Source organism: Nocardioides sp. WG-D5, assembly GCF_054031175.1.
This window is the reverse complement of sequence record NZ_CM132928.1, coordinates 2,638,981-2,664,695: the sequence shown is the minus strand read 5'-3', so window position 1 is coordinate 2,664,695 and position 25,715 is coordinate 2,638,981. Positions and strand designations below refer to the sequence as shown.

The following is a 25,715-nucleotide window of genomic DNA, read 5'->3' as shown; positions in this document are numbered from 1 at the left end:
CATAACTATGGTCCTGTGACACCCCAACAACTGGCTGACGTGATCGCAGCAGGCGAGTCGCTGACCGTCGAGTTCAAACGAGCAACGCCGGGTGCGATCAACGACACCGCGCTGGTCGAGGCTGTTGTCTGCCTCGCCAACGGTGAAGGCGGGCTGCTTCTTCTCGGAGTAGAGGACGACGGCCGCGTTACCGGCGCCGCGCCGCGCCATGGGGAGACGACTGACCCGTACCTGCTCCAGGCACTGATTCTCAACAAGACCGACACTCCAGTTGCCGTCGCGGTCGAGATGGTCGAGGTCGACGACAAGCCCGTTGCGGTGATCGACGTGCCGAACATGCCCTTCCCGATCGGTTCCAAGACCGGGAAGTATGTCCGTCGCTCGCTGAAGGTGGACGGCGCGCCCGAGTGCGTGCCGTACCCGCTGCACGAAATGCTGTCAGTCGGTCTCACAGCCCAAGGCCGCGACTACGCCGCGACGCCTGCACGTGGCGCGACCTTCGCCGACCTGGATGGGGACGAGTTCGAGCGCTTCCGGAGAATGTGTGCGACCACGAAGGGTGATGGCACCCTCGCGGAACTAGCCGACGAAGAGATTCTCCGCAGCCTGCGTCTGATGCTCCCCGAGGACCGGAATGCGCTCACGCTCGGCGCGATTCTGCTCTTTGGAACGACGGAGGCAGTCGCTCGTTTCGTGCCAACCTCGGAGGTGGTCTTCCAGGAGCTGCGTGGGACCGCCATCGCAACGAACGAAACGATGAGACTGCCGCTGTTCAAGGCAGCAGACCGCCTCTTCGATCTGGTTGACGTGCGGAACTCCGAGCAAGAGCTCATGGTCGGGCTGCACCGGATCGGCATCGCACGAGTGCCGAGCGGTACGGTTCGAGAGTCGATCGCAAACGCTCTTGTGCACCGCGACTACTCCGAGATCGGCCCGATCACGGTGCAGCTCACCGACGACCAGTTCCGCGTCAAGAGTCCGGGCGGCTTTCCTGCCGGCATCACGCTAAAAAACTTCCTCGACGACTCCAAGCCACGCAGCGCGATCCTGGCCGAGGCCTTTAAACGCGCAGGCATAGTGGACCGCGCCGGTCGAGGCATCCGAGAGATGTACGGCCAACTGCTGCGTGCCGGTCGAGGCGTACCCGACTACTCGGCGACCAACAACAGCGCCGTCATCGTGCAGATCCCCACCAGCGACGCAGACCTCGAGATGGTTCGGTTCGTGGTCGAGTATGAGGACGCCAACGGACGGACACTCCAGCTCACCCAGTTGCAGATACTGCATGAGATCAAGGCGATGGGACCCGAGACCACCAATGAACTCGTGCAGGCCACGCACGAGTCTGAATCGGTCGTCAGGGCGAACGTTGCGAGGCTGGCCGAAATGGGCCTGATCGACTCTCGCGGGAACGGTCGCAGCCGTCGCCACCATCTGACGGCCTCGTTCTTTCGACTCGCTCAAGCCAGCGCCTATGTGCGGCTCCAGGACACCGATCCCATCCAACAGGACCACATGATCTTGGCGTACGTCGACCAGTTCGGAAGCATCACCCGCAGCAAGACCGCCGAACTCTGTCATCTCACGCCCAACCAGGCGCGCGTAGCGCTCAAACGCCTTACAGATACCGGGGTACTTCTGCTGGTCGGCGAACGTCGCGGCGCCCACTACGTCAGGCCAACATCGACCTGATGGGAAGATCTCGAGCATCCGCCTTCCCGCATGGCCGGTCACCTTCCGCAGGAGCGTCCGTTTGATTCTGGAACGCCGGGTCTGGCCCGCTGTGGTGGAGACGGTCAGCCGGCCTCGATGACGGCGCAGGCGATCCGGTCGCCGGCGTCGCCCGTCTTGGTGGTGTCCTCGTCGGGGCCCTCGGGGGCGTAGCGCTCCGGGACGTTGGCGTAGTTGTCGCGGCCCGCGTGGATCATCACCGCGCTGCCGTCCGCGTCCCGGAGGTCGTCGAGGGTGAAGGGTCCGGTGAACTCCAGGCTGGCGGTGCCGTCCTCGTTCACGAGGAGGGCCGGCAGGTCACCGAGGTGCTCGCCGTGGGCGCTGTCGTCGGGGTTGAGGTGGCCGCCCGCGGAGAGGAAGTCGCCGGTCTTCGACGGGTCGTCGGGAGCCGCGCTGTCGGCCTCGCACTTGCCGGTCGTGTGCACGTGGAAGCCGTGGTAGCCGGCCGACAGACCGCTCACCCGGACGCTGATCTGGGTGGCCCCGTCGTCCTCCTCGATCTCGACCGTCCCGACCTTCTTCCCGTCGGGACCAGCGAGCTCGGCACTCACCTCGTTGCGGTCTCCCGGGTCGGGGTCTGCGTCCTCCCCACAGGCGGCGAGAGTCAGCAGGCCACAGGCAGCGAGCACGGCAGCGGTTGCACGACGGGACATGGGACACCTCCACGAGAACGGGATCCGGTCACCCCCACCGTACGTCGATGGGAGGTGACCGGAGCGCAGGGATCAGCAGCCGTCGCGGAGGAGGCCGGGCTGGCGGCCGACGGAGACCTCGATGAACTCGATCTTCGAGTCTCGGGAGTCGCCGGTGAGGAGGAAGCCGATCCAGCGGTCGCCCTCCTGGACGACCCAGGTCGTCTGGCCGTAGTCGTTGGTCTTCTGGGAGCCCGTCCCGTAGACGTCCTTGAGGACCATGAGCGTGTCGCCGATGGTGATGCCCCGGGCGGTCTCGAGGACGGGCTTGCTCATCCCGAAGGAGCCGATGTTGCCCTGCTGGTCGTGGATGACGTCGATGCCGTCGCCGAGCTGCTCGGCCCACCGCCAGTGCTTCCCTTCGCAGACGGCCTCGCGCTTGGTGTCGCGGGTCATCCAGCCCTGATCGACCAGGGTGCGTACGTTGCCCTCGGCCGTGATCTTCCCGAAGGCCCCGGGCGCCAGCGGGCCGCCCCAGTCGAGCTTCGGCGTCGGCTCGGCCGACGGGGTCGCGGAGACCGGCACCTCCGACGGAGCCGGGGTGGGAGTCGCGGACGGCTCGGAGGACGGAGGCGAGGACGGAGCCGAGGACGGCACGGGCGAGGGCGATCCGGCAGTCGGGTCGGCGTCGCTCCCGCACCCGGCGAGGCCGAGCAGGCCGACCACGGCGGTCGCCGCGAGCGCGGCACGGAGCGGGAGGCGGGATGTGGTCATGGGTGGCTCCTCGTCGGTCGTACGCCCCGAGTGGGCGTTCTGCCGATCCAGACGGTTCACGGCCCGTCCCGGTTGCAGCCGGGACGGGCCGATTCCGTCCGCCTAGGCGGAGGCCACCTCCGGGACCGGCCGAGCAGCCCGGCCGGTCCGCAGGAAGAGCAGCGCGACGGCCGAGAGCGCGACCACGACGGCGGCGCCGACGTACAGGTTGACCGGCGTCCACGAGGCGTCGAGCAGGCGCCCGGCGAGCATCGGCGACAGGATCGCCCCGATGCGGCCGATGCCGATCGCCCAGCCCATACCCGTGCTGCGGATCTCGGTGCCGTAGATGGCCGGGGTGATCGTGTAGAGGCCGGCGATGCAGCCGTTGATGAGCGCGCCGACGACGACGCCGATGACCAGCGCGACCGTGAGCAGCGCCGTGCTGGTGATGAACACGACCATCGTCAGCGCCGACAGCACGGTGAAGCCGATCAGCACGACGCGGCTGTCCAGCCGGGAGGCGACGAGGCCGTAGAGCACCGAGCCGGCGGTGCCGCCCAGGGCCAGCATCATGCCGGCGGTGACCGCGTCGGCCTCCGACATCCCCGAGGTCACCAGCAGCTGCGGGGTCCAGCTGTTGACGAAGTAGAAGCCGAACATCGTCGCCAGGAAGGCCACCCAGACGAGCAGGGTCGAGCGGCGCAGGTCCGCACCGAGGAGTACGCCGGGGTTGCCGCTGCGACGCCGAGCGGCCGGGCGAGGCGCGGCCTCCAGGACGTCCGAGGTGACCGCGGGCTGCCCGAGCCGCCCGAGGATCCGGTTGACCCGCTCCAGCGCCTGCCGCGGCCGGCGCTGGACCAGGAAGTCCACCGACTCGGGCAGCAGCACGACCAGGAGCACCAGCGCGATCCCGGTAGCGACACCGCCGGCGACGAAGACGCTGCGCCAGCCGAGGTCGGCGAGCATGCTGCGCGCGGCCACGCCGCCGAGGGTGGCGCCGATGCCGTAGCCGGCCGTGTAGAGGCCGATCGCCAGGCCGCGCCAGCGCGCCGAGGCGTACTCGCTCGCGATCACGTTGGTGCTGGCCAGGATGCCGCCCACGCCGAGACCGGTGACGACCCGGGCGAGGCCCAGCAGGAGGGCGGACGGGGCGGCGGCGGAGAGCAGCATCCCGGCGGTCGCCAGGCCGACGCTGATCAGGATCAGCGGCCGGCGGCCGATGACGTCGGCGACCGGGGCCAGTGCCAGCGAGCCGACCGCCATGCCGACCAGACCGGCGCTCAGCAGTATGCCGAGCTCCGAGCCGCTCAGCGCGAACTCCTCGGTCAGCGAGGAGGCGGTGAAGGCCATCGCCATCACGTCGAATCCGTCCAGACAGTTCAGCAGGACGCAGAGCGCGACGACCATCCACTGGTAGGGAGTCATCGCGGCGGCGTCGATGCGCGCACGAAGGTTCATCTCGGGTCTCTTTCGGGGTGGGGGTTCACGGAAGATGCAGGGTCACGGCCGCCGGCTCGGCGGCATCCGCGTCGGCGGAGTCGCCGCGGGCGGCGCGGGCGACGCAGAGGCACAAGGACGCGTACGTCTCCTTCTGCTGCTGGCTCAGGAACACGTCGCGGTGGTCGATCCGGCCGCTGACGTCGAGCACCTTGACCTGGCAGATCCCGCACTCGCCCTTGCGGCAGTCCCACATCACGTCGACACCGGCGTCCTCGAGCGCGTCGAGCATCGAGCTGTCCTTGCCGACGCGGACGGAGCGGTCGAGCTGGGGGAGGTGCACGACGAAGTCCTCCGCGGCCCAGGCGCCGCTGCTGCCGAACGTCTCGAACCGCAGGTTCGGCTCCGGCAGCTCGTGGGCCGCCCAGGCGCGACGGATCGCGTCCATCAGCCGGATCGGTCCGCACATGTACATCTCGGTCCGCGCCGCGGCCGGGGAGCCGGCGACCTCGCCGACCAGCGCCTCCACGTCGAGGCGTACGTCCTCGTTGTCGACGAACACCCGGACCCGGTCGCCGTGGGTGTCGGCGAGCTGGTCGAGGTAGGCCATGACGGCACGCCGCCGCCCGGCCAGGACGAGCATGTAGTCGGCGCCGCGGCGGCGCAGGGTGTCGGCCATCGCCACCAGCGCGGTGACGCCGATGCCGCCCGCGACCAGTACGTAGCGGTCGGCGCCGACCCCGAGCGGGAAGCTCTGGACCGGGCCGGTCATCTCGACGACGTCGCCCGGCTCGAGCCCGTGCATGTGCCGGGACCCGCCGCGAGAGGCCGGGGCGAGCTGGACGCCGAGGGTGAGCCGGCGGCCGCCGTCCTCGGAGCGTACGACCGAGTAGGACCGCTTCCGGATGTGCCCGGAGAGGTCGAGCCGGAGGTCCACGTGGGTGCCGGGTGCGGCGTGGACCGGGCGCTCGGGAGCGAGCACGATGCGGCGTACGCCCTCGGCGAGGTCGGACGTCTCGACGACACGGCCCTGCTGCCACCAGGTCTGGGTGTTCACTGCCATGGCGGCGGCCTCACTTCGCAGCCGCGGCGGCGGGGAGACCCTCCGCCTGCAGCATGCGGTCCAGGATCCGGCGCACCCACATGCCGCCTGCGTCGATGTTGAGGCTGTAGAACTCGTGGTCCGGGTTGGCGTCGATCGCCCGCTGCTGGGCGGCGAGCATCTCCTCGTCCTCGCCGAAGACGCCGTGCACGCCCTGGCGCAGCTGGGTCGTGATGGTCTGGCTCTCCAGGCGGTAGTTGCGCATGAAGGCCCAGAAGTAGTGCGACGTCCGCGCGGTCTCCGGGGTGATCGTGTTCATCACGAAGCCGTTCACGCCCTGGCTGCGGTCGCCCTCGGGAGCGCCGGTGCCGGCCTTGGCGACGCCGACGTCGATGCAGATGGTCGAGGGGGCCTCGAAGTGGATGATCTGCCAGCGGTCGACCTTCCCGGTGAAGCCGGGAAACTTGTCGCGCATGTTCTTCAGCCAGAACGGAGGCGCGTCGATGTCGCGCATCCAGCGGGTCACGGTGACGTGGCGGTCGTCGTGGCTCACCTCGAACTCGGCCTCGGAGAGCTCGTCCTGCCCGATGCTCGAGCTGTGCACGAACTCCTCGTGGGTGAGGTCCATCAGGTTGTCGAGCACCAGCTGGTAGTTGCACGACGCGTAGATCGTCTCGCCGTCACCGGCCCAGTCCGGTGAGTCCATCTGGTGCATGTCGGGCACGGTGGCCGGGTCGGCGAGGTCGGGGTCGCCCACCCAGACCCACACGTAGCGGTAGCGCTCGACGACCGGGTAGGACGGGACGATCGCGCTCGGGTTGATCGTCTCCTGCGCGGGCATGCTCGTGCAGCGGCCGGCTGAGTTGTAGCGCAGCCCGTGGTAGGGACACTGGATCTCGTCGCCGAGCACCTTCCCCTTCGAGAGCGGTGCCAGCCGGTGCCAACAGGCGTCGGCCAGCGCGACCGCGCGGCCGTCGCTGTTGCGCCACAGGGCCAGCGGCACGCCGGCGATGGTGCGGGCGAGCGGCTGCTTCGCGGTCACCTCGTGGTCCCACGCGGCGACGTACCAGGCGTTGCGTGGGAAGTTGAAGATCTTGCTGGCCGCTGTGATCGGCGGGGAATCCAGGATGGTCATGGGGAACTCCCTATGGAGATAGGTGTTGTGCTCGTCACAAACTACCTATCTCTATAGTTAGTGGCAAGGGGCAGGTACGCTCGCCGCACGGTCACTGCGTGGAAGAGGGGGTCACGATGTCGCTGAGATTCGCGCTGCTCGCGCTGCTCACCTCGCGCCCGATGACCGGCTACGACGTCTCCAAGCAGTTCAGCCAGTCGGTGGCCCACGTGTGGCACGCGCCCGACTCGCAGATCTATCCGGAGCTCAACCGGATGGAGCGCGACGGCCTGCTCGAGTCCGCGGTCGTGCCGTGGGGCAAGAAGGGCACGAAGAAGGAGTACGCCGTCACCGAGGCCGGGGTGCAGGCCTTCCGGGAGTGGATGGACGCGCCCATCGAGATCCGCAGGCAGCGCGAGCCGGCCTACCTCAAGGCGGCCTACCTGGAGTGGGCCGAGCCCGGCGCCGCGCGTGCTGAGCTGGAGCAGTTCCGCGACTACTGGACCGAGCACCTGGCGATGCTCGAGGCCACCCGCGCCACGCTGGTCGACCGCAGCCACCCCACGCTGGCCCGGCGTCTGGAGCACTACGACGCGAGCCAGTGGGACCGGATCGTCCGCTACAAGGTCTTCGCCTACGACGGCCTGATCGACCAGGCGCGCGCCGCGATCGCCTGGGCCGAGCGTGGCCTCGTGCTCGTCGACGAGCTGGAAGGCTCTACGGTCGAGTCCTAGGCGGGCAGGCGTACATGGAACCGGCAGCCGGTCGCGGCCGGAAGGTTCTCCACCCAGACCCTGCCGCGGTGTGCGTCGACGAGGCCCTTGACGATGGCGAGGCCGAACCCGGCGCCCTGGGCGCTGGTGCCGTCGGCACCCTCGGGCGCGGCCGGGGTGCGCGCGGAGCTGCCCTGCCAGCCGAGGTCGAAGACCCGCTCCATGTCGCCGGGATCCAGGCCGCCGCAGCCGTCGCTGACGCTGAGGTCGATGCTGCGTACGTCTCCGGGGGCCAGCTGGCAGCGCACCTCGACCGTGCCGTCGGCGGGGGTGTGGCGGATCGCGTTCATCAGCAGGTTGGAGACGACCCGGGACAGGCTGGCCGGGTCGGCGGTGATCTCGAGGCCGTCCTCGACCTGGCCGCCGAGCCGCACCCTGCGCTCCCGGGCCACCGGGTCGGCCCCGGCCAGGGCCTCGCTGACCAGGTCGCCGAGCAGGACCGGCTCGGGCGTCAGGGTGAGCGCGCCGGCCTGGATCCGGGAGAGCTCGAAGAGGTCGTCCACGAGCCGGGCCAGCCGCTCGACCTCGACGCGGATGCGCTGGTGGTAGCGGTGCGGGTCGGTCGCGATCCCGTCCTCGAGCGCCTCGGCCATCGCGCGCAGCCCGGCCAGCGGCGTACGCAGGTCGTGGGCGACCCACGAGATCAGCTCGCGCCGCGACTCCTCCAGGCGCGCCTCCCGGGCGCTCGCCTCTTCGAGCCGCCGCTGGGTCTCGGCGAGCTCGGCCGACAGCGACCGGAGCTCCCGCGGCCCTCTTTCGGAGGGCTCCTGGTACCCGCCGAGAGCCATCTGCCGGGCCTGCAGCTGGACGGCTCCTGACCAGCGGACCATCGCGGAGCCGATGACGAACGCGACCAGGATCGCCACGACCACCGCGATCGAGGTGACCACGGTGATGACCTGCAGGTCGTGGCCGGAGAGGAACATCAGCCAGGCGACGGCGAGCACGCCGCCGAACACTGTCAGCACGGCCACCGTGGCGGCCAGGGTGAGCTGCCAGCGGATCGACCAGCGGCGCGTCAGCCAGGCGACCAGGAGCCCGAGCAGACCGACGGCGAGACCGGCCCCCGCGGCGACGAGCGAGATCAGGACGGCATCGGCGAACTTCATGCACCCACCTCCGCGGGCTCCCAGCGGTAGCCGACGCCCCAGACCGTGACCAGCCGCTCCGGCCGGGTCGGGTCGGGCTCGATCTTCTCCCGCAGCCGGCGTACGTGGACCGTGACCGTCGAGCGGTCGCCGATCGTCCACCCCCAGACGTGCTCGAGCAGGTCCTCCCGGGTGAAGGCCTTGCCGGGGTGGGCGATCAGGTAGCGGAGCAGGTCGAACTCGCGCGTGGTCAGTGCCAGCTCCGCTCCGCCGTTGGTGGCCACCCGACGGTCGGCGTCGACGACGATGGAGCCGTCCGAGACCACGCCGCCCTCGCCGGAGTGGCCGGTGCGCTTGAGCACCGAGTCGACCCGGAGCACCAGCTCCCGCGGACTGAACGGCTTGCCGACGTAGTCGTCGGCTCCGAGCTCGAGCCCCATGATCCGGTCGGCCTCGCTGCCGAGCGCCGTGAGCATGATGATCGGCACCTCGCCGGCCTGCCGCAGACGCCGACAGACCTCCAGCCCGTCGATGCCGGGCAGCATCAGGTCGAGGACGACGATGTCGGCGGGTCGCTCGCTCATCGCGCGCAGCGCCTGCTCGCCGTCGCCGGCCTCGACGACGTCGTGCGAGCCCGCGCGCAGGTAGGAGGCCAGCACCTCGCGTACGGTGAGGTCGTCGTCGACCACGAGCACACGTGCCATCGGCCCTACTCCTCCTCGGCGGTCCGCTGGGGTGAGCGTAGTTCGCCGAGCGCCACGGCGACACCGGCGCACACGCACAGGAGCGCGAACGCCAGCAGCCCCTGGGTGTAGTCGCGGTCCAGCAGCGTCGGGTTGTCCGGCTTCGCGCCGAACCGGCCGAGGACCGGGATCGCGACCAGGACCGTCGGCCCGAGCAGCACCAGCACCGTCACCGCGCCCCGGGCGACCGCCCGCGGCAGCAGCCGGCCGCCGAGCCACCCCAGCGCCAGCACGGCCGGAGCCAGGATCCCGTCGTGGATCACGACCGCGGCCGCCAGCCAGATCACGACCTCGACGATCTGGCCGAGGTCCTGCCTGCTGAGCAGCAGCCACGCGCCGTACGCCATCCCGACCGTGCCGAGGCCGATCAGCCCGCCGCGCAGCCCTCTCATGCCAGCACCTCGATCCGGGATACCCACTTGGTCTGCATGACCCCGGGACGGTCGGGGGCGATCAGCCGGACCGGGTAGCCGTGGTCGATCGAGAGGGTCTCGCCGTCGAGCTCGAGGGCCATGAGGGTCCGCTCGTCGTCGGCGAAGTTCGCGGGCAGCACGGTGTCGGAGGAGGCGCTGAAGGTCTGGATCGACCGGATCCGCACGTCCCGCCCCGTCGGGGCGCCGACCAGGTCGAGCAGGTCGCGCAGGCGTACGCCTCGCCATTCGCCCGTCGCGCTCCATCCCTCCACGCAGGCGATCGGCAGGGTGGAGCTCCGCTGCTCCATCGCGACCAGCTCCTGACGGGACAGGGCCAGGGAGGTCGCGCCGTGGACGAGCTCGAGGCGGTAGGCGGAGCTGCTCGCCTCGGCCACCACACCGGCCGAGTGGGCCGTGCGGTTGATCGGGATGCCGTGCTTGCGCGAGCGTGGGGAGAGAGCCGCGATGCGGCCGACTCCGGGGACGGTGCCGGCGGTGTAGAGGAAGGCGGCGGCCAGGGCCGAGGTCCCGGCCAGGATCAGCACTCCGCGTCGGCTGACCGGCCCCTGTCTGCGTGCGTTCGGGCGGTCGTGGGCGGTGTCGTCGACGTCGCCGGTCAGGGCGTCGCGGATGATCGGCAGCTTCACCGCGATGTGGACCAGAAGCGCCCCGACGGCGACGAAGGCGAGCGCGTAGTGGGTGGCCCGGAAGCTGAAGCCCCAGGGGTACCACTGCGCGACGTTGAGCAGGCCGGTCGTGAGCTGGACCAGCGAGGTGCTGACCAGGATCGCGATGGAGCCACGCTCGAGCGCGGTCGGCAGCGCTTCGCGGACCTGCCGCGGCACCGGCTGGAAGAGCTTGGGGAAGACGACCCACAGCTTGATCAGCAGGAGCGGGATCGCGGCGGTCCCGGCGACGACGTGCAGGCCCTGGGTGACCTGGTAGAGCCACGACGGGCTCGTCGGCAGCGGCACCGGCTGCTGGTCGCCCTGGGCGTAGTGGCTGATCAGCCCGGTCGCGAGCGCGACCACGAAGCAGATCCCGAGCCACAGCCCCACCCGCGCGGCGACCGCGGCGCTGCGCAGGCGCGAGGTGAACGAGTCCTCGGACGGGAGCCTCATGACGCCTCCTCCACGAGCACGGCCACCCACCGCTCACCGCCGGGCGTCAGCGCCCGGGGTCGCGCCCATGCCGTGCGCAGGGGTTCGGCCGGGCCGAGCTGCGGCAGGGGCACCAGCCGGGTGACCGCGAACCCGGCCTCGGTCGCGATCGACCTGATCGCGTCGGCGCCGACGGTCGCCCACGGGAACTGCGAGGAGCCGCCGCAGTCGCAGACCAGCTCGGCCAGCAGCGGGCCGCTCGGTGTGCCCGGCGGGTGCACCTCGGCGACCACCCGGCCGCCCGGGACCAGCAGCCGGCGTACGCGGGCGAGGAGGGCCAGCGGGTCCCCACCGATCCCGAGGTTGCCGTCGGCGAGGAGAGCGGTCGCCCACCACCCTTCGCCGGGGAGGAGTTCGAAGACGTCGCGGCACACCGCGCGACCACCGCGCGCCTCGGTCTCGGCGACGGCCTCCGGGACGACGTCGACGCCGAGCGACGGCAGGCCGCGAGCGGTGAGCGCTGCGGTCATCCTGCCGGGGCCGCAGCCGAGGTCGATCGTCGGCCCGGCGCAGTAGGAGAGCAGCGCGAGGTCCGCCGCGTCGGCGGTGCGGGTCCAGTCCTCGACCGGCAGCCGCGAGGCCCTGCCGTCGACGTTCACCACCCGGCACCGCTCGCTGGCGAAGGCGTGCCCGAAGGCCGACTCCACCACCGCCGCGGTCATCGGGTCACCCGCGCGATCTCGGCGGCGATCTCTGCGGCGGCCGCGGCGAAGCGGGTCGCGGGGGCGGCTGCGGCGACGGGTGCGACGTCGGCGAGGTGGTCGACGTCGCGAAGCCGTTCACCGGCAGCGACCCGGAGGCCCCGTGCTTCGAGGGCGGAGCGGGTGGCTGCGTACGTGTGGGGGGTGGACATCGGCACGTCGCGCAGGACCGTGGCGGCGGAGGGGTCGCGGAGCGCCAGTGCCCACCAGCCGCCGTCCTCGGCGGGGGCGAGCACGGCGTCGGCCGCGTCCAGGCCGGCGGCCACGGCCAGCAGGCTGGTCGGCGTCACCTGCGGGGTGTCCATCCCGATCTGCACGACCGGCCCGGCGACGTCGGCGTGGGCGTTCGCGAGCCGCTCGCCGAGTCCGCTCCCGCGCTGCGGGGTGACGGTCCAGCCGGCGACGGCCGCCTCGATCTCGTCCGCCCGGAACCCCACGGAGACGTCCCCGGAGAGCGACAGCCGGCACCGGTCCGTCCCCACGGCCAGCGCGCAGGCGTCGATCGTGTCGAGCAGCGCGGCCGCCGCGACGGCCGTCGCGGTCGTCTCCCCGACCTCGGCCGCGAGCCGGGTCTTCACCAGGCCCGGAACCGGTGCCTTGGCGACGAGCAGGAGCGTCGCGGTCGTCATGCGAGCACCCGCCAGAAGTCGTACGCCGCGCGCAGGCTGCCGCGCACCGAGCCGGAGACCTTCGAGCGGGTCCCGGCGGTGCGCGGGTGGTAGTCGACCTCGATCTCGTGCACCCGCCAGCCGGCCCGGGCAGCGCGATCGAGGAGCTCGACCGGGTAGCCGGAGCGCCGGTCCTCCACGCCGAGCCCGAGCAGCGCCTCGCGGCGGGCCGCGCGCAGCGGGGCGATGTCGCGCACCCGCAGCCCGGTGCGGCGCCGCAGCGCTCGCAGAACGATCCGGTTGCCGACCCGGGCGTGCCACGGCTGGGCGCCCGGGGTCACCGGCCGGCGGCAGCCCAGGGCGAGGTCGGCCTCGTCCCGTCTGATCGTCTCGACCAGCGGGAGCGCGGCCGCGGGATCGAAGGAGCCGTCGCCGTCCATCACCACGACGTAGGGGGCGGTGGCGGCGAGCAGGCCGGCGTGCACCGCCGCCCCGTATCCGGGCCGCGACTCCGACACCACCCGCGCCCCCAGCGCGCGGGCCACGTCGGCGGTGCCGTCGGTCGAGCCGTTTTCGACGACGATCACGGACAGCTCCGCCGGTACCCGCGGCAGCAGCTCACGGAGGGCGGCGGCCTCGTCGCGGCAGGGCAGCACGAGGTCGGTCTCGGGATGGTTCTGGGCCATGGAATCGACTCTAGGAACGCCTCGGCCCCGATGGGGCCGGCAGATCTTACGGTCCGATGACGGGGGTGGTGGCGCGGCGCGGAGCGGGCCGTCGCGGACCTACGCTCGCAGTCGTGAACTCCTCAGCTCACCGCGCCGCCCTGGTGGGGCTCCTCGCCACGCTGACTCTCGTGGCCGCGGCCGTTCTCGTGCCGGCGCTCCTCGGCTGGCAGGTGTGGACCCGGGTGCACATCGAGGACGGCACCTCCCCGCCGCTGCACGGGTTTCCGCAGGTCAAGGTCGGGATCGGCACGGTCCCCGCGGTGCTGCTCGCGCTCGCCTCGCTGCGCTGGGCCGACCCGGTCGCGACGCGGTTGCCGTGGCGGCGCCTGCTCGTGGTGGCGTACGCCGCCGGGCTGGTGTGGCTGCTGTCGCTGGCGCTCGTGGACGGCACCGAGGGCATCTCGGGGGTGCTCGGGAGCCGGTCCGAGTACCTCGGCACCGCCCGGGCGGTCGACGACGTGGGCGGCCTGCTGCGGGAGTACGTCGCCCGGATCCCGTACGACGCGCCCGACGGCAACTGGCCGGTCCACATCGCCGGGCATCCGCCCGGGATGGTGCTCTTCTTCGTGCTCCTGGTGAAGGTGGGTCTCGGCGGCGACCTGGCCGCCGGGCTGGTCGTCACGGTGATCGCCGCGACGCTGGCGCCGGCGGTCATGACCACGGTCCGCGTCCTCGGCAGCGAGGCCGGGGCTCGCGCGGCCGCCCCCTATCTCGTCCTTACCCCGTCCGCCGTGTTCCTGGCCGTCTCTGCCGACGCGGTGATGGCGGCGACCGCCGCCTGGGGGATGTGCTGCCTGGCCCTCGCCTGCCGGGGCGGCCTACGCCGCGGCTGGCCGTGGGCGGTCGTGGCCGGGCTGCTCCTCGGCTACCTGGTGATGATGTCGTACGGCCTCCCGCTGGCCGGTGTGCTCGCGCTCGCGGTGCTGTGGCTGGGCAGCGGCCGGCGGTGGGGCTGGGTCCGCGGATGGTGGGTGCTGCCGGCCGCCGCCGTCTCGGCGCTCGGGGTGGTTCTCGTCTTCGCCGCGGGGGGTTTCGCCTGGTGGGAGGCCTACCCGGTGCTGGTCGACCGCTACTGGGACGGTCTCGCCAGTCAACGCCCCGGCGCCTACTGGACCTGGGGGAACCTGGCCGCGCTCGCGATCAGTGCCGGCCCGCTCGTCGGCGCCGGGATCGGCGCCGCCTGGGTCTCCCGGCGCAACCTCGAGGACCGGGTGGTCGTGGTCCTGGTCGCCGCGGCGCTGATCATGGTCGCCCTGGCCGACGTCTCGCAGATGAGCCGGGCCGAGGTCGAACGGATCTGGCTGCCGTTCATCCCCTGGCTCACCCTCGGCTGTGCGCTGCTGCCCGAGCGCTCGCGACGCCCCGGCCTCGCGCTCCAGCTCGCCACCGCGCTGCTCGTCGAGCATCTGTTGCACACGAGCTGGTGACTCACCCCGCGGCGGGGCGCAACGGGGCGGTGGCGAACGCCGGCAGACCGATCTCCGGCAGCACCTCGGCGCGGAAGCCGAGCTCCTTCTCCGCGAGCATCGGTGAGGCGACGACATGGCGTACGTCGCCGATCCGGTAGCGCCCGGTGACGACCGGCGCGACCTCGCGCCCGGCACCTTTCGCGACCAGCGAGGCCACCTCGCTGATCGTGACCGGGTGCCCGGACGCGACGTTGTAGGCCGCCAGGCTCCCGGGTGACCGGTCGGCGGTCGCCTCCAGCGCCGCGAGGTTGGCCCGGGCGACGTCGTCGACGTGGACGAAGTCGCGCTGCTGGCCGCCGTCCTCGAACACCTGCGGCGCCTCGCCCCGCTCCAGCGAGGACCGGAAGATCGCGGCCACGCCGGAGTAGGGGGTGTCGGCGGGCATGTGCGGCCCGTAGACGTTGTGATAGCGCAGCGCGATGGCGGTCGAGTCGGCCTGGCGTGCCCACGCGGAGGCGTAGTGCTCCTGCGCGACCTTGCTGGCTGCGTACGAGGAGCGGGGGTCGAGCGGGGCCGACTCGGCCACCGTCGTCCAGGCCAGCGCGCCGCCGCACAGGTCGCAGTGGTTCTCGAAGTCGCCGGCGTCGAGCGCGGCGCGCGATCGGGCCGGCGGCACCCGGTCGCCGTGGGTCTCGCAGACGTAGCGACCCTCGCCGTAGACGACCATCGACGAGGCCAGCACCAGCCGGGAGACGCCGTGCGCGCTCATCGCCGCCAGGAGCGCCGCGGTGCCGAGGTCGTTGTGGGCGGCGTACAGCGGGAGGTCGGCCACCGTCACCCCGGCACCCACGACGGCGGCCTGGTGGCAGACCGCGTCGACGCCGTCCAGCAGGTCGCCCCACCCGTCGGCGTCGCGTACGTCGAGGAGGTGGGTGTCCGGCGGCGCCTCGGCGGCGGGGCCGTGCGCCATCGGGAGCAGCGCATCGACGCGTACGACCTCGTGGCCGGTCTTCTCCAGAAGGCTGCCGATGGCGGTGCCGATGAAGCCGGCCGAGCCGGTGAGCAGGACCCTCATGGGATCTCGTAGGCGAGCTGCTTGCCCTCGGCCCAGGTCGAGCACGAGCATCCGGCCGGGTCCGGCAGGCCGGCGATCGTGTCGGTCAGGATGGTGCGCATCCGCTCCAGGTTGGCGGCGAAGAGCGCGTAGACGTCGTCCTCGTCGACACCCTCGCCCTCGGCGGCACCCGCGTCCATGTCGGTGACCAGGCACAACGGCGCGTAGCACATCCGCAGCTCGCGGGCGAGCGCCGCCTCCGGCGCCCCGGTCATCCCGACCAGCGTCCAGCCCTGGGCCGCGTGGTGGACGGACTCGGCGCGCGTCGAGAACCGCGGACCCTCGATGACGATGAGCGTGCCGCCGACCTTCACCGACTGGTCGGCGGCCACGTACGCCTTGGCGATCCGCGCGCAGTAGGGATCCGCGAGAGGTACGTGGGTGGCGCCCGTCTCCACGAAGCTGGGGATGCGGCGCCAGGTGCGGTCGACCAGCTGGTCGGGGGTGACCAGGTCACCGGGGGCGACGGCGTCGGGCCGGAGGCCGCCGACGGCGCTGGGGGAGAGCACCTGGGTCACCCCGAGCGACCGCAGCGCCCAGAGGTTGGCGCGGTAGGGGATGGCGTGCGGCGGATACTCGTGGGAGCGGCCGTGTCGGGGCACGAAGGCCACCGACCGGCCGGCGACCGTGCCGACCGTGATCGGCGCCGACGGCGCACCGTAGGGCGTCTCGACGACCACCTCCTCGGCGTCGCTCACGAACTCGTAGAGCCCGGTCCCGCCGATGACCCCGACCTCGGCGCGAGGTGCCTGTCCCTTGTCCAGCCCAGTCATGCCTTCACTCTGCCAGCGCCGAGACACTCGGCAACAGGGCACGATGCATCCGTCACCGATCGGTAATACCTCGCTGGTGCTGTAGGTCTCGACCCGCTTCGCGGGTTCGCAAGCTCACCCGCTGCGCTCGCTCGACCTCCTCCCGTTGCGACCGCGCTCGTTCCTCGCGCGGTCGCAGGCTCGGATGTCGGTGGTCACGGGCACAATGCGCTCCCGTGGGGAGACGTATGTCGCTGGGAGTCCTGGTCGTGCTGCTCGCGATCGCCGGCTGGGCGGTCTCGCTGTGGCTGCCGCAGGAGGCGCCGGCGACGCGGCATCCGGCGCCACCCGCGACCGAGACCGAGACCGAGACCGGGGAACCGCCACCGGGGCCGGTGAGTGTGCGCGCGGTGCGCGGTGAGCTTGCTTCGTTGGCGACGGTCGCGAGGCGACCGGAGGGGCTGATTGCGTACGAGCGCTCGGTGTTCGGCGGAAGCTGGGCCGACAGCGACGGCAACGGGTGCAACCAGCGTGACGACGTGCTCCTGCGTGACGCCGTCGAGGTGCGGACCGGGCAGCAGGGGAGGTGCGACCACGACGTGCTCGCCGGGACGTGGCTGGACCCCTACACCGGCCGGCGCCTGACCTTCACCGACCTCAAAGAGCCCAGTCAGGCCCAGGCGATCCAGATCGACCACATCGTGCCGCTCTCCGAGGCCTGGCGCTCCGGGGCGAGCAGGTGGCCCGAGGACCGGCGCCGAGCGTTCGCCAACGACCTGGACAACCTGCTCGCCGTCGACGGCCCCACCAACATGAGCAAGGGCGACGACGACCCCGCGGGCTGGCGTCCGCGGAAGGGGTTCCAGTGTGCGTACGCCACTCGCTGGGTCCAGTCCAAGGCGCGCTGGTCGCTCGCCGTCGACGACAGCGAGCGACGCGCGCTCGGCGAGATGCTCGGCTACTGCTGAGGGCGGGCGACTCAGACCGCGCGGCGGTAGGCGGCCATCGCGCGGTCGTAGGCCTCCCAGGCCCGCCAGGACTCCAGGGCCCGCTCGCCCTGGGGCTTGAGGCCGTCGACCTTGTGGTAGGAGTCGCCGCTGGCGTACTGCGACTCGCGGCCGGTCACGAGCGAGAGCAGCATCGGTAGGACGCTCTCGTCGGTGACCGTGATCGTGGCGACCCGGAAGGTCTGCCGCACCCACTCGGCGCGCTGGTCCGAGCCCAGGACGAGCACCACGGGCAGCTGCGACGCCCGGGCGATCGCGTCCAGGATCGGCCCGAGCCCGTGCGGGACCCACCGCTCGCCGGGCGGCGGGGTCGGCGCCTTGGGGATGCTCATGGTCGAGGGGGCGGCCGGGACGACGTAGGTCGAAGCCGTGTCCGGGAGGACGTAGGTGGATGAGTACGCCGGGATCTGGCCGGTCATCGGGCCGGCGATCTTCTCGACGGCCGGCGCGGTCGCGTCCGGGGCGATGCCAGGCGCTACGTCCGGAGCGACGTCCGGAGCGACCTCCGGAGCAGCGACCTGGTCGGAGGTCTTGTCCGTCGCCCTCCGGCGCGGCCTGATCGCGGGGATCTTCGAGGTGAACGTGAAGCCGCCCGTGCGGGTGGGGTCGATGTGCTTGCCGGGGACCGGCTCGGGCGCCCGGCCGATGACCGGCGGCGCCGGAGCGGTGGCCGTGGCGACCAGCTCGGCGGCGTGCTTCCCGTGCGGCCGGATCGAGCCGTCGGCGGCGAACTCGAACAGGGCCACCCGCACTCTGTCGGCCCACTCGACCGCGTCCGGTGTGAAGCCGGCCCGGCTGAACAGCGCGACCGTCCGGGCGTCGTAGGCATAGCCCGCGCCGCGTACGGCACAGACGCTGCGGGCGTCGGTCGGAGCGCGGGTGAGCACCACCTGCGCGACGATGACGTTGTCGGGTCGGCCGCCGATGATGTCGACGTCGGCGGCCGCGGTGCTGCCCGAGGGGGCGGCGTCGGGCCAGCCGAGCGAATGCAGATGCTCCGCGGCGTACTTCTCGGCTTCTTCGCCCGTTCTGGGCTGCCTCGGGGATGCCAACGTAGGTCCTTCCTCGATCCTCCACTCGGGCCTCCCTGCCCGATCGAGATTGGGGAGGATGATAGGCCCGCGGCGTACGCCCTGTCCGGCGGGGTGGCGAATCGGGTCGCGGTGTTCGCTCCTGGCGGATCGGCCGCGAATGTCGGCGCTCGCCGCTAGCGTGATGTTCATGAGGCGCCCGCATGAGAACGTCGCTACGGTCCTGGTGGATCCGCGCATTCTCGGCGACATCGAGATCGAGCTGATGTCGCTCGACATGCCGCTGTGGCGGGTGTGCGCGGCGCCGATCGTGAAGGACGGGCAGCGGCTCGCGTTCCAGGTCCGCAACAAGCTGCTGATGTCGAAGCGGGGCGAGTGGGACTGCGCCAAGGACTGGGTCCCGGTCTGGATCGGCTTCGGCTCGACGTGGGCGTTCCCCGGGGAGGCGATCCCGTGGCCGGCCCACAAGGCGCTGTGGACGCTCCTGGAGGGCTACTCCGACCACGTCCGCTACAACAAGCGGCTCGGCGGGATCCCTAGGATCCCGCGGTTGCGGGAAGCCTGCTAGCCGCCGGCTCCGACGGCCGTTCGATCTGCTTCCAGGTCGGGTCGATCGCGGGGAACATCGTGACCACGAAGTAGGCGATCCCGCAGGCCACCAGCGCCGTGGTCAGGCCGAACGCGGAGACCAGGCCGCCGCCGAGCAGCCCGCCGAGCGGCATCAGCCCCCAGGCGAAGGCCGAGATCAGCGACATCACCCGGCCGAGCACATGCGCGGGGATCCGCTCGAACTGGAGCGCTCCGAGGATCGGGTTGATGAACCCGCTGGCGGTCCCGCCGATCGCGAACACCACGAACACCACCCACAGCGGCGCCCCGAACGCGATCACCAGGAACCGCGGGATCCCGGTGATCAAGAAGCAGATCAGGTACGTCGGGTAGCGCCGCATCCGGTCGCCGATGGCCGCCGCGACGGCCGATCCCACCGCGGAGAAGCCGGAGAAGGTGGCGAACAGCAGCCCGATCGTCTCCGGGCCGGCGTGCTGCTGGCCCCATACGGGCATCAGCACGCTGCTCCAGGCCAGGTCGATCAGGTTGGTCAGCGCGACCATGAACGCGATCCCGAGGAGCACCCGGTCGCGGCGGAGGACGTGCCAGCCCTCGGCGAGCTGGGCACCGTACGAAGTGGAGTCCTTCGTCGGCTGCTCCGCGGGTTCCGGGGAGCGGTGCCGGGTCAGCCCGGCCGTCGTCGCGGCGAGCACGAGGGCACCGAGCGCGAACGAGGCGGCGTCGATCACGATCGCGTTCGTCGCGCCGACCAGCCCGATCAGCAGCCCCGCGGCGGCGGCGCCCAGCATCGAGGCGGTGCGCTCGACGAACGAGTGCAGCCCGGTGGCCCGCTCCGTCGAGACGCCGGCCGCCTCGACCAGCTGCGGGATCATCGACGACTTCGCGGCATCACCGGGGCCGCGCAGTGCGCCGGCGAGGGCGACGAGCGCGAGCAGGATCGGGAGGTGCAGCAGGCCGGCTGCGTACAGCAGGGGGATGAGGCCGACCACGACGGCCGAGCCGAGGTCGCAGGCGATCGCGACGCGGCGTGGGCCGATACGGTCGATGACCGGGCCACCGAAGATCTTGCTGAGCACCAGCGGGGTCATCTCGAAGAGCGCGATCAGGCCGGCCTGGGCGGCGCTGCCGGTCGTCTCGAGCACGAACCAGGGCAGCGCCAGCATCGAGATGCGGGTGCCGACCAGCGAGATGGTCTCGGCGGCGAGCCAGCCGTAGAGGGGGAGCTTCATCGTCAGTCCTTCTCGGGGCCGAGGTGTCCCGGCAGGGCGAAGGTGTGGAACTGGACCGCGACGGGCTCGCCGTCGGGGTCGTCCTCGAACCCGAAGACGACCTCGTTGACCTGCTCCTGCAGCCGGCGGACCTGGCTCGGGGTGAGGCGCACGACCCGGTCGTTGAGGTTGAAGACCTCACGCCATTCCTTCGCGATGAGCTCGCGCTCCTCGAGCGCCTTCTGGAGCTGCTGGGTATAGATGGTGACGACGGTCTGCAGATAGGCGCCGAGAGTCTCTTGTCCTTCGGCGGTGTCGGGCACGTCGCTGTCGCCGGTCACCGTCATCTGGTGGGCGGCCTTCCACCAGCGCTCGCGAGCGTTGCCGCGGCTCTCGTCGTCCTCGATGAACCCGTGCTGGGCGAGCTGCCGGAGGTGGTAGGAGGTCGCGCCGCTGTTGATCCCGAGGCGGGCGGCCAGGGTGGTCGCCGTCGCCGGCCCGTCGACCCGGAGCATCCCGAGCATGCGTACGCGCACGGGGTGGGTGAGGGCCTTGAGCTGGTCGACCCCGGGGACGATCTCGCGTGCTGCCATGGGTCAACCGTAGACCGCAAAGAGATCTTTGCAAATGGAATTGTGCGGTTTCCCTGATATACGAGTAACCCGGTGAACAATGCCTGGAAAGCGCCGTTACCCTGTCGGAGTGACGACAGATGCCGCGCCGCCGACGCCGACCTCCGCCCCGACGGTGGCGATCATCGGAGGAGGAGCCAGCGGCGCGCTGACCGCGATCAACCTGCTCCGCCGAGGTGCGTCGGTCACGCTCTTCGAGTCACGGGGAGAGGCCGGCTACGGGGTCGCCTACTCGACCACCGACGCCCGCCATCTGCTCAACGTCCGGGCCAACAACATGTCGGGTTTCCCCGACGATCGTGACGACCTGCTCAACTGGGCGGCGGAGGTCGGCATCGAGCTCGGCCCGATCGACTTCCTGCCCCGCCGCGACTACTCCCGCTATCTGCGTGACCGGCTCGCTCAGGCCGCTGCGGCAGGTCCCGGGACGTTGGAGACGGTCGGGGAGACCGTCGTCGACGTGGAACCGGTCGGCGCCGGCTTCCATGTGCTGACCAGCGACGATGGTGAGGGCCATGTCGCGGACGCGGTCGTCCTGGCGTACGGCAACCCGCCGCCGCAGCCGCTGGCCGCGCTGCCCGAGGCGTCGTGGAACCTGTCGGATCCCTGGGACGTGGCCCGGATCAGCGCCCTGCCCGCCGACGCGACCGTGCTCGTCGTCGGCACGGGCCTCACCGCCGTCGACACGACGGTCACGCTCCTCGACGACTCCCCGGCCCGCCGGGTGATCATGGTGAGCCGCCACGGCCTGTTGCCGAACCCCCACGTCGACGACCAGTTCACCTCCTGGGTGACCCCGATCCCCGACGGCCCGCTGACCGCCGACGGCATCGCCGGCCTCGTCCGCGACCAGATCGAGCACGCGGCCGGCCTCGGGGTCGACTGGCGTGCGGTCATCGACGGCCTGCGCGGCCCGACCCAGTCGATCTGGCGCCGCCTGCCCGAGCCCGAGCGCCGTCGCTTCCGCGAGCTGTACGCCCGCGAGTGGGAGGTACGCCGCCACCGCATGGCCCCGCGCATCGCCGCCCTCCTCGACACCTACCGGGCCGAGGGACGCCTGGAGATCCTCGGCGGCGGTGTGCTCGGCTGCCGGGCGGACGCCGAGGCGGTCGGCGCCGAGAAGCCGGTCGTCACCCTCGCCGACGGCGACCGCGAGGTCACCGCGGTGGTCAACTGCACCGGCCCCTCGCCCGACATCACCCGCACCGACAACCCGCTCCTGCTCGCGCTCCAGAAGCGCGGCCTGATCGCCCCCGACCCGCTGCGCCTCGGCATCGACGTCACCGAGGACGGCCGGGTCATCGGAGCAGACGGCAGCGTCGTACCCGGTCTTGTGACCGTCGGCCCGCCCTGCAAGGGCGCCCTCTACGAGGCCACCGCCATCCCCGAGATCCGGGTCCAAGCCGCAGCCGCAGCCGCCCACCTCACCGCCGAATAGGTGGTTCTGGCGGCCGAGAAATCAGTTGTGGGCGACGAAACTGTCGTTTCGTCGCCCACAACTACAGACTCGGCGCCCAGAACCACCGATTCGGCGGGTGGTCAGCCCAGGTTGAGCTGGCGGTCCGTGCGTGCGAAGGTCTCGGCGGCGAGCTCGGGGTCGGCGCTGAGCTCGGCACCGGTGGCCGGGATCATCGTCTTGAGCTGGGGCTGCCAGTCGTCCCAGCGGTCGGGGAAGCAGCGGCGCAGGACGTTGACCATGATCGCCGGGGCGGTCGAGGCGCCGGGCGAGGCGCCCAGCAGGCCGGCGATGGAGCCGTCCTCGGCGGTGATGACCTCGGTGCCGAACTGCAGCACACCGTCGGGGCGGATGACCTGCACGCGCTGGCCGGCGATGATCCGCTCCCAGTCCTTGCGGTCGGCGGCGGGGAAGAAGTCGAGGAGGTCGTCGAACTTCTTGCGCGGGGAGCGCAGCAGCTCCTTGACCAGGTAGACGGTGAGGTCCATGTTGGTCAGCCCGGCGCGCACCATCGGCAGCAGGTTGTGCGGCCGCACCGAGAGGAACAGGTCGGTGAGCGAGCCGGTCTTGAGGAAGCGCGGGCTCCAGCCGGCGTACGGACCGAACATCAGGTGAGTCTTGCCCTCGACGTAGCGGGTGTCGAGGTGGGGCACCGACATCGGCGGCGCGCCGACCGCGGCCTTGCCGTAGGCCTTGGCGCGGTGCTGGGTGACCAGCTCGGGCTTGGACGTACGCAGGAACTCACCCGAGACCGGGAAGCCGCCGAAGCCGCGGATCTCCGGGATGGCGGCCTTCTGCAGCAGCGGCAGTGCGTAGCCGCCGGCGCCGACGAAGACGAACCGCGAACGCAGGTGGTACTTGCCGGACTCGTTGCGGCCGTAGATGTGCCAGAAGCCGTCCATGGTCTGGTGCAGGTCGGTGACCTCGGACCCGGTCTCCAGGTCGGCACCCTTGTCGACCAGGGTGCGGGTCAGCATCGAGGTGAGCGAGCCGAAGTCGACGTCGGTGCCGGCGTTGGTCCAGGTGGCCGCGACGGGCTCCTCGGCGAGCGACGTGGCCGAGCGGCCCTCGAGCAGCAGCGGCGCCCAGCCCCGGATGACCTCGGGGTCGGTGGAGAACTCCATCCCGGCGAAGAGCGGATGCTGCGACAGCGCCTCGTGGCGCTTGCGGAGGTATTCGACGTTGTCCGCGCCCCAGACGAAGGACATGTGCGGGACGGTGTGGATGAACTTGTCGGGGTCCGGGATGCGGCCGTTCTCGACCAGGAAGGACCACAGCTGACGGGAGACCTGGAACTGCTCGTTGACGTTGACGGCCTTGGAGATGTCGACCGAGCCGTCGGCCTGCTGCGGGCTGTAGTTGAGCTCGCACAGCGCGGAGTGACCGGTGCCGGCGTTGTTCCACGGGCCGGAGGACTCCACGGCGAGCGAGTCGAGCCGTTCGATCATCTTGATGGACCAGCTGGGCTCGAGCTCCTGGAGGAGCACACCCAGGGTGGCGCTCATGATGCCGCCGCCGATCAGCACTACGTCAAGAGGTTCGTCCACAGGTCTTTTGTCTCGCTTTTGAGGCCGCAATGGTTAATCGGGGTCCTTAGATCGGTCTAACTTGTGGGCAACTTCACTGCCCTGCCCCCGGGATGAGTCCAGTGTGATTCCGTCCTTCATTGTGGCTCACCGCACATGCCGGTGGTAGTTCAGGGTGGAGTTACGCTCGGCCGGTGCCACGCCTCTCTGACTCCCATCGCGCCTGGATCGACGAAGCCGTACGCCGCGTCGAGGCCGACGCCCAGCGCTCCGCCGACACCCATCTGCACGTCGTGCCGCTGCCGGGATGTCCGGGCATCGACCTCTACCTGAAGGACGAGTCCGTCCACCCCACCGGCTCGCTGAAGCACCGCCTGGCGAGGTCGCTGTTCCTCTACGCCGTCTGCAACGGCTGGCTCCACGAGGGCGCGACGGTCGTGGAGGCGTCCTCGGGCTCGACCGCGGTCTCCGAGGCGTACTTCTCCCGGCTCCTCGGCCTCCCGTTCGTCGCGGTGATGCCGCGCTCGACGTCGAAGGAGAAGGTGGCGCTGATCGAGTGGTACGGCGGCACCTGCCACTTCGTCGACCGCGCCGCGGACGTGTACGCCGAGGCCGAGCGCCTCGCCCGCGAGTGCGGCGGCCACTACATGGACCAGTTCACCTACGCCGAGCGGGCCACCGACTGGCGCGGCAACAACAACATCGCCGAGTCGATCTTCGACCAGATGTCGCAGGAGCGGCACCCGGTACCGACCTGGATCGTCGTCTCGGCCGGCACCGGTGGCACCTCGGCGACGATCGGCCGCTACCTCCACTACCGCCGCCACCCCACCAAGCTGATGGTCGCCGACCCGGAGAACTCCGCCTTCTACGGCGGCTGGGAGATGGACACCTCCGACCACGCCACCGGGATGCCCTCGCGCATCGAGGGGATCGGCCGGCCGCGGGTCGAGCCGTCGTTCGTCGGCGGGGTCGTCGACGACATGGTCCAGGTCCCCGACGCGGCCTCGATCGCGACGATGCGCTGGCTCTCGAACCGGATGGGCCGCTCGGTCGGCCCCTCGACGGGCACCAACGTGTGGGCATCGCTGGGTGTCGTACGCGACATGGTCGACGCCGGCGCCCAGGGCAGCGTCGTCTCGCTGCTGTGCGACTCCGGGGATCGCTACCGCTCGTCCTACTACGACGACGGCTGGGTGAGCGAGAAGGGCATCGACCTGGCGCCGTACGCCTCGGCCCTCGCCGACTACGAGCGCACCGGCATCCTCGTCGACCCCTCCTGACGCGCCCAGACCCGCATCCCCGCGGTGACCAGCGCCCACACGCCCGCGACGAGCACGATCTCGCTGAGGATGTAGAGCGGCCACGGCCCGAGCACGTCGAGCAGCGAGTCCGACGGCGGCTTGTAGCGCAGGTAGCCGTAGTTGGCGTCGAGGACGAGGTTGAGGACGTACGCCGCGGCAGCCCAGGCCGCCGTGGTCACGACCGCCCAGCCGTAGTCGCGCCAGCGCGGGAGCAGCTTGAGCCCGAAGACCAGGTAGACCGCGGCGAGCACGACCATCAGGTGCATGACCCAGAAGGTGATGTAGCTGACCTCCGGGAAGTCCCTCACATCCGGGGTGAACACGCCCTGGGTGGTCAGCGTGAGACCCCAGAAGCAGGTCAGCGCCGTCGGGTAGGGATGGTGGGTCCACAGCGCGACCGTCGCCGCCATCCACGCCATGTCGCACAGATGGATCGGCAGGTCGATGAACAGGTCGAAGTCGGTGACCCACTCGTGAGCCTGCAGCGGGATGATCGTCAGCGGGATCGCGAGCGCGAATGCTCGGGAGAATCTCGACGGATCGAGGTCGTCCCGCTGCCGCCTGCCCAGCCAGACCACGGCCACGATCCCCGCTGTGAGCAGGGACAACGGCACCAGATGGGTCAGACCGTAAGCCTGCATATCGGAAGTCTGACGCGATTCCCGAAGAAATTCTTCCCAACCCGCGTCATGGGTCGGCAGGTCGTCCGTTTCATCGGCGAGAAGGTCGTCCACCGGTGGGGGGTGGACGACCTTCAAGGTGGCGGTCCCTCTGAATGCA

At 71.2% G+C, this 25,715-nt stretch carries 26 protein-coding genes; 7 read left to right on the top strand and 19 right to left on the bottom strand.

The annotated features are described in order from the left end of the window. Positions 1–15 precede the first annotated feature (15 nt). Positions 16–1,692: an RNA-binding domain-containing protein gene (locus tag ACWZJV_RS12950; RefSeq protein ID WP_457181733.1), complete on the top strand. Its 1,677-nt coding sequence runs from the start codon at positions 16–18 to the stop codon at positions 1,690–1,692. 104 nt (positions 1,693–1,796) lie between these two features. Here ACWZJV_RS12950 and ACWZJV_RS12945 read toward each other — a convergent pair whose 3' ends face one another. The 5 genes from ACWZJV_RS12945 to ACWZJV_RS12925 all read right to left on the bottom strand — a co-directional run bounded on the left by ACWZJV_RS12945 (position 1,797) and on the right by ACWZJV_RS12925 (position 6,733). Beyond that, positions 1,797–2,384: a superoxide dismutase family protein gene (locus tag ACWZJV_RS12945; RefSeq protein ID WP_457181732.1), complete on the bottom strand. Its 588-nt coding sequence runs from the start codon at positions 2,382–2,384 to the stop codon at positions 1,797–1,799. A gap of 72 nt (positions 2,385–2,456) precedes the next feature. Further along, entirely contained in the window at positions 2,457–3,137 is a 681-nt protein-coding gene (locus ACWZJV_RS12940; RefSeq protein WP_457181731.1) for a hypothetical protein, read from the bottom strand. A gap of 102 nt (positions 3,138–3,239) precedes the next feature. Further along, a complete protein-coding gene (locus ACWZJV_RS12935; RefSeq protein WP_457181730.1) occupies positions 3,240–4,577 on the bottom strand; it encodes an MFS transporter in 1,338 nt (445 codons plus the stop codon). Positions 4,578–4,602: 25 nt separating this feature from the next. After that, positions 4,603–5,619 (bottom strand): PDR/VanB family oxidoreductase, encoded by a 1,017-nt coding sequence (locus tag ACWZJV_RS12930; protein ID WP_457181729.1) that lies wholly within the window; start codon positions 5,617–5,619, stop codon positions 4,603–4,605. A 10-nt stretch (positions 5,620–5,629) separates the two neighbouring features. Continuing rightward, a complete protein-coding gene (locus tag ACWZJV_RS12925) occupies positions 5,630–6,733 on the bottom strand; it encodes an aromatic ring-hydroxylating dioxygenase subunit alpha (RefSeq protein WP_457181728.1) in 1,104 nt (367 codons plus the stop codon). 116 nt (positions 6,734–6,849) lie between these two features. Between ACWZJV_RS12925 and ACWZJV_RS12920 the strand changes: the two genes are divergently transcribed. Continuing rightward, positions 6,850–7,446: a PadR family transcriptional regulator gene (locus ACWZJV_RS12920; protein ID WP_457181727.1), complete on the top strand. Its 597-nt coding sequence runs from the start codon at positions 6,850–6,852 to the stop codon at positions 7,444–7,446. Here the strand turns inward: ACWZJV_RS12920 and ACWZJV_RS12915 are convergent. The 7 genes from ACWZJV_RS12915 to ACWZJV_RS12885 are packed head-to-tail and all read right to left on the bottom strand — an operon-like array spanning position 7,443 to position 12,884. Beyond that, positions 7,443–8,594, bottom strand: a complete 1,152-nt coding sequence (locus ACWZJV_RS12915; protein WP_457181726.1) for a sensor histidine kinase — start codon at positions 8,592–8,594, stop codon at positions 7,443–7,445. The two genes, ACWZJV_RS12920 and ACWZJV_RS12915, sit on opposite strands and share 4 nt — an antisense overlap. Then, a complete protein-coding gene (locus tag ACWZJV_RS12910; protein WP_457181725.1) occupies positions 8,591–9,277 on the bottom strand; it encodes a response regulator transcription factor in 687 nt (228 codons plus the stop codon). The genes ACWZJV_RS12915 and ACWZJV_RS12910 overlap by 4 nt, the downstream gene beginning before the upstream one ends. A gap of 5 nt (positions 9,278–9,282) precedes the next feature. Further along, a complete protein-coding gene (locus ACWZJV_RS12905; protein ID WP_457181724.1) occupies positions 9,283–9,708 on the bottom strand; it encodes a hypothetical protein in 426 nt (141 codons plus the stop codon). Further along, positions 9,705–10,850: a molybdopterin-dependent oxidoreductase gene (locus ACWZJV_RS12900; protein ID WP_457181723.1), complete on the bottom strand. Its 1,146-nt coding sequence runs from the start codon at positions 10,848–10,850 to the stop codon at positions 9,705–9,707. Before ACWZJV_RS12900 ends, ACWZJV_RS12905 begins: the two co-directional genes overlap by 4 nt. Beyond that, positions 10,847–11,551, bottom strand: coding sequence for a methyltransferase domain-containing protein (locus tag ACWZJV_RS12895; protein WP_457181722.1), 705 nt, complete (start codon positions 11,549–11,551; stop codon positions 10,847–10,849). The genes ACWZJV_RS12900 and ACWZJV_RS12895 overlap by 4 nt, the downstream gene beginning before the upstream one ends. Continuing rightward, positions 11,548–12,219 carry a TIGR04282 family arsenosugar biosynthesis glycosyltransferase gene (locus tag ACWZJV_RS12890; RefSeq protein ID WP_457181721.1) on the bottom strand — a complete coding sequence of 224 codons (672 nt, stop codon included), beginning with the start codon at positions 12,217–12,219 and terminating at the stop codon, positions 11,548–11,550. Before ACWZJV_RS12890 ends, ACWZJV_RS12895 begins: the two co-directional genes overlap by 4 nt. Then, entirely contained in the window at positions 12,216–12,884 is a 669-nt protein-coding gene (locus ACWZJV_RS12885) for a glycosyltransferase family 2 protein (RefSeq protein ID WP_457181720.1), read from the bottom strand. The genes ACWZJV_RS12890 and ACWZJV_RS12885 overlap by 4 nt, the downstream gene beginning before the upstream one ends. Before the next feature lie 113 nt (positions 12,885–12,997). Here ACWZJV_RS12885 and ACWZJV_RS12880 point away from each other — a divergent pair, with 113 nt between their 5' ends. After that, entirely contained in the window at positions 12,998–14,353 is a 1,356-nt protein-coding gene (locus ACWZJV_RS12880) for a hypothetical protein (RefSeq protein WP_457181719.1), read from the top strand. A 1-nt stretch (position 14,354) separates the two neighbouring features. Here the strand turns inward: ACWZJV_RS12880 and ACWZJV_RS12875 are convergent, their stop codons facing one another. Both ACWZJV_RS12875 and ACWZJV_RS12870 read right to left on the bottom strand, forming a co-directional pair. Next, positions 14,355–15,410 carry an NAD-dependent epimerase/dehydratase family protein gene (locus ACWZJV_RS12875; RefSeq protein WP_457181718.1) on the bottom strand — a complete coding sequence of 352 codons (1,056 nt, stop codon included), beginning with the start codon at positions 15,408–15,410 and terminating at the stop codon, positions 14,355–14,357. Next, complete coding sequence (locus tag ACWZJV_RS12870) at positions 15,407–16,222, bottom strand: S-methyl-5'-thioadenosine phosphorylase (RefSeq protein ID WP_457181717.1); 816 nt, start codon at positions 16,220–16,222, stop codon at positions 15,407–15,409. The genes ACWZJV_RS12875 and ACWZJV_RS12870 overlap by 4 nt, the downstream gene beginning before the upstream one ends. 215 nt (positions 16,223–16,437) lie before the next feature. Here ACWZJV_RS12870 and ACWZJV_RS12865 point away from each other — a divergent pair, with 215 nt between their 5' ends. Then, positions 16,438–17,169, top strand: a complete 732-nt coding sequence (locus ACWZJV_RS12865) for an HNH endonuclease family protein (RefSeq protein ID WP_457181716.1) — start codon at positions 16,438–16,440, stop codon at positions 17,167–17,169. Positions 17,170–17,180: 11 nt separating this feature from the next. Here the strand turns inward: ACWZJV_RS12865 and ACWZJV_RS12860 are convergent, their stop codons facing one another. Continuing rightward, complete coding sequence (locus ACWZJV_RS12860; protein ID WP_457181715.1) at positions 17,181–18,260, bottom strand: restriction endonuclease; 1,080 nt, start codon at positions 18,258–18,260, stop codon at positions 17,181–17,183. 169 nt (positions 18,261–18,429) lie between these two features. Here ACWZJV_RS12860 and ACWZJV_RS12855 point away from each other — a divergent pair, with 169 nt between their 5' ends. Further along, positions 18,430–18,807: a hypothetical protein gene (locus tag ACWZJV_RS12855; RefSeq protein WP_196872407.1), complete on the top strand. Its 378-nt coding sequence runs from the start codon at positions 18,430–18,432 to the stop codon at positions 18,805–18,807. Here ACWZJV_RS12855 and ACWZJV_RS12850 read toward each other — a convergent pair. Next, positions 18,776–20,038 (bottom strand): MFS transporter, encoded by a 1,263-nt coding sequence (locus tag ACWZJV_RS12850; protein WP_457181714.1) that lies wholly within the window; start codon positions 20,036–20,038, stop codon positions 18,776–18,778. The two genes, ACWZJV_RS12855 and ACWZJV_RS12850, sit on opposite strands and share 32 nt — an antisense overlap. A gap of 2 nt (positions 20,039–20,040) precedes the next feature. Further along, positions 20,041–20,610, bottom strand: a complete 570-nt coding sequence (locus ACWZJV_RS12845) for an ArsR/SmtB family transcription factor (protein WP_008354988.1) — start codon at positions 20,608–20,610, stop codon at positions 20,041–20,043. A 109-nt stretch (positions 20,611–20,719) separates the two neighbouring features. On the opposite strand from ACWZJV_RS12845, the gene ACWZJV_RS12840 reads away from it, so the two are divergent. Then, positions 20,720–22,087 (top strand): FAD/NAD(P)-binding protein, encoded by a 1,368-nt coding sequence (locus ACWZJV_RS12840; RefSeq protein ID WP_457181713.1) that lies wholly within the window; start codon positions 20,720–20,722, stop codon positions 22,085–22,087. Positions 22,088–22,188: 101 nt separating this feature from the next. Here ACWZJV_RS12840 and ACWZJV_RS12835 read toward each other — a convergent pair whose 3' ends face one another. Further along, positions 22,189–23,652, bottom strand: a complete 1,464-nt coding sequence (locus ACWZJV_RS12835; RefSeq protein ID WP_457181712.1) for a malate:quinone oxidoreductase — start codon at positions 23,650–23,652, stop codon at positions 22,189–22,191. A gap of 173 nt (positions 23,653–23,825) precedes the next feature. On the opposite strand from ACWZJV_RS12835, the gene cds1 reads away from it, so the two are divergent. Then, positions 23,826–24,914 carry an L-cysteine desulfhydrase Cds1 gene (cds1, locus tag ACWZJV_RS12830; protein WP_457181711.1) on the top strand — a complete coding sequence of 363 codons (1,089 nt, stop codon included), beginning with the start codon at positions 23,826–23,828 and terminating at the stop codon, positions 24,912–24,914. Here the strand turns inward: cds1 and ACWZJV_RS12825 are convergent. Then, the gene (locus ACWZJV_RS12825; protein ID WP_196872410.1) at positions 24,878–25,576 is read right to left on the bottom strand and encodes a YwaF family protein; all 699 of its coding nucleotides are present in this window, start codon (positions 25,574–25,576) and stop codon (positions 24,878–24,880) included. The genes cds1 and ACWZJV_RS12825 overlap by 37 nt on opposite strands. Between the last annotated feature and the right edge of the window lie 139 nt (positions 25,577–25,715).

Coding starts and splice junctions, on each gene's coding strand:
- ACWZJV_RS12915 (WP_457181726.1), bottom strand. CDS start 8,594: ATGAAGTTCGCCGATGCCGTCCTGATCTCGCTCGTCGCCGCGGGGGCC.
- ACWZJV_RS12845 (WP_008354988.1), bottom strand. CDS start 20,610: ATGGCAGCACGCGAGATCGTCCCCGGGGTCGACCAGCTCAAGGCCCTC.
- ACWZJV_RS12825 (WP_196872410.1), bottom strand. CDS start 25,576: ATGCAGGCTTACGGTCTGACCCATCTGGTGCCGTTGTCCCTGCTCACA.
- ACWZJV_RS12855 (WP_196872407.1), top strand. CDS start 18,430: ATGAGGCGCCCGCATGAGAACGTCGCTACGGTCCTGGTGGATCCGCGC.
- ACWZJV_RS12870 (WP_457181717.1), bottom strand. CDS start 16,222: ATGACTGGGCTGGACAAGGGACAGGCACCTCGCGCCGAGGTCGGGGTC.
- ACWZJV_RS12890 (WP_457181721.1), bottom strand. CDS start 12,219: ATGACGACCGCGACGCTCCTGCTCGTCGCCAAGGCACCGGTTCCGGGC.
- ACWZJV_RS12935 (WP_457181730.1), bottom strand. CDS start 4,577: ATGAACCTTCGTGCGCGCATCGACGCCGCCGCGATGACTCCCTACCAG.
- ACWZJV_RS12940 (WP_457181731.1), bottom strand. CDS start 3,137: ATGACCACATCCCGCCTCCCGCTCCGTGCCGCGCTCGCGGCGACCGCC.
- ACWZJV_RS12875 (WP_457181718.1), bottom strand. CDS start 15,410: ATGAGGGTCCTGCTCACCGGCTCGGCCGGCTTCATCGGCACCGCCATC.
- ACWZJV_RS12930 (WP_457181729.1), bottom strand. CDS start 5,619: ATGGCAGTGAACACCCAGACCTGGTGGCAGCAGGGCCGTGTCGTCGAG.
- ACWZJV_RS12850 (WP_457181714.1), bottom strand. CDS start 20,038: ATGAAGCTCCCCCTCTACGGCTGGCTCGCCGCCGAGACCATCTCGCTG.
- ACWZJV_RS12920 (WP_457181727.1), top strand. CDS start 6,850: ATGTCGCTGAGATTCGCGCTGCTCGCGCTGCTCACCTCGCGCCCGATG.
- ACWZJV_RS12925 (WP_457181728.1), bottom strand. CDS start 6,733: ATGACCATCCTGGATTCCCCGCCGATCACAGCGGCCAGCAAGATCTTC.
- ACWZJV_RS12910 (WP_457181725.1), bottom strand. CDS start 9,277: ATGGCACGTGTGCTCGTGGTCGACGACGACCTCACCGTACGCGAGGTG.
- ACWZJV_RS12885 (WP_457181720.1), bottom strand. CDS start 12,884: ATGGCCCAGAACCATCCCGAGACCGACCTCGTGCTGCCCTGCCGCGAC.
- ACWZJV_RS12895 (WP_457181722.1), bottom strand. CDS start 11,551: ATGACCGCGGCGGTGGTGGAGTCGGCCTTCGGGCACGCCTTCGCCAGC.
- ACWZJV_RS12900 (WP_457181723.1), bottom strand. CDS start 10,850: ATGAGGCTCCCGTCCGAGGACTCGTTCACCTCGCGCCTGCGCAGCGCC.
- ACWZJV_RS12905 (WP_457181724.1), bottom strand. CDS start 9,708: ATGAGAGGGCTGCGCGGCGGGCTGATCGGCCTCGGCACGGTCGGGATG.
- ACWZJV_RS12945 (WP_457181732.1), bottom strand. CDS start 2,384: ATGTCCCGTCGTGCAACCGCTGCCGTGCTCGCTGCCTGTGGCCTGCTG.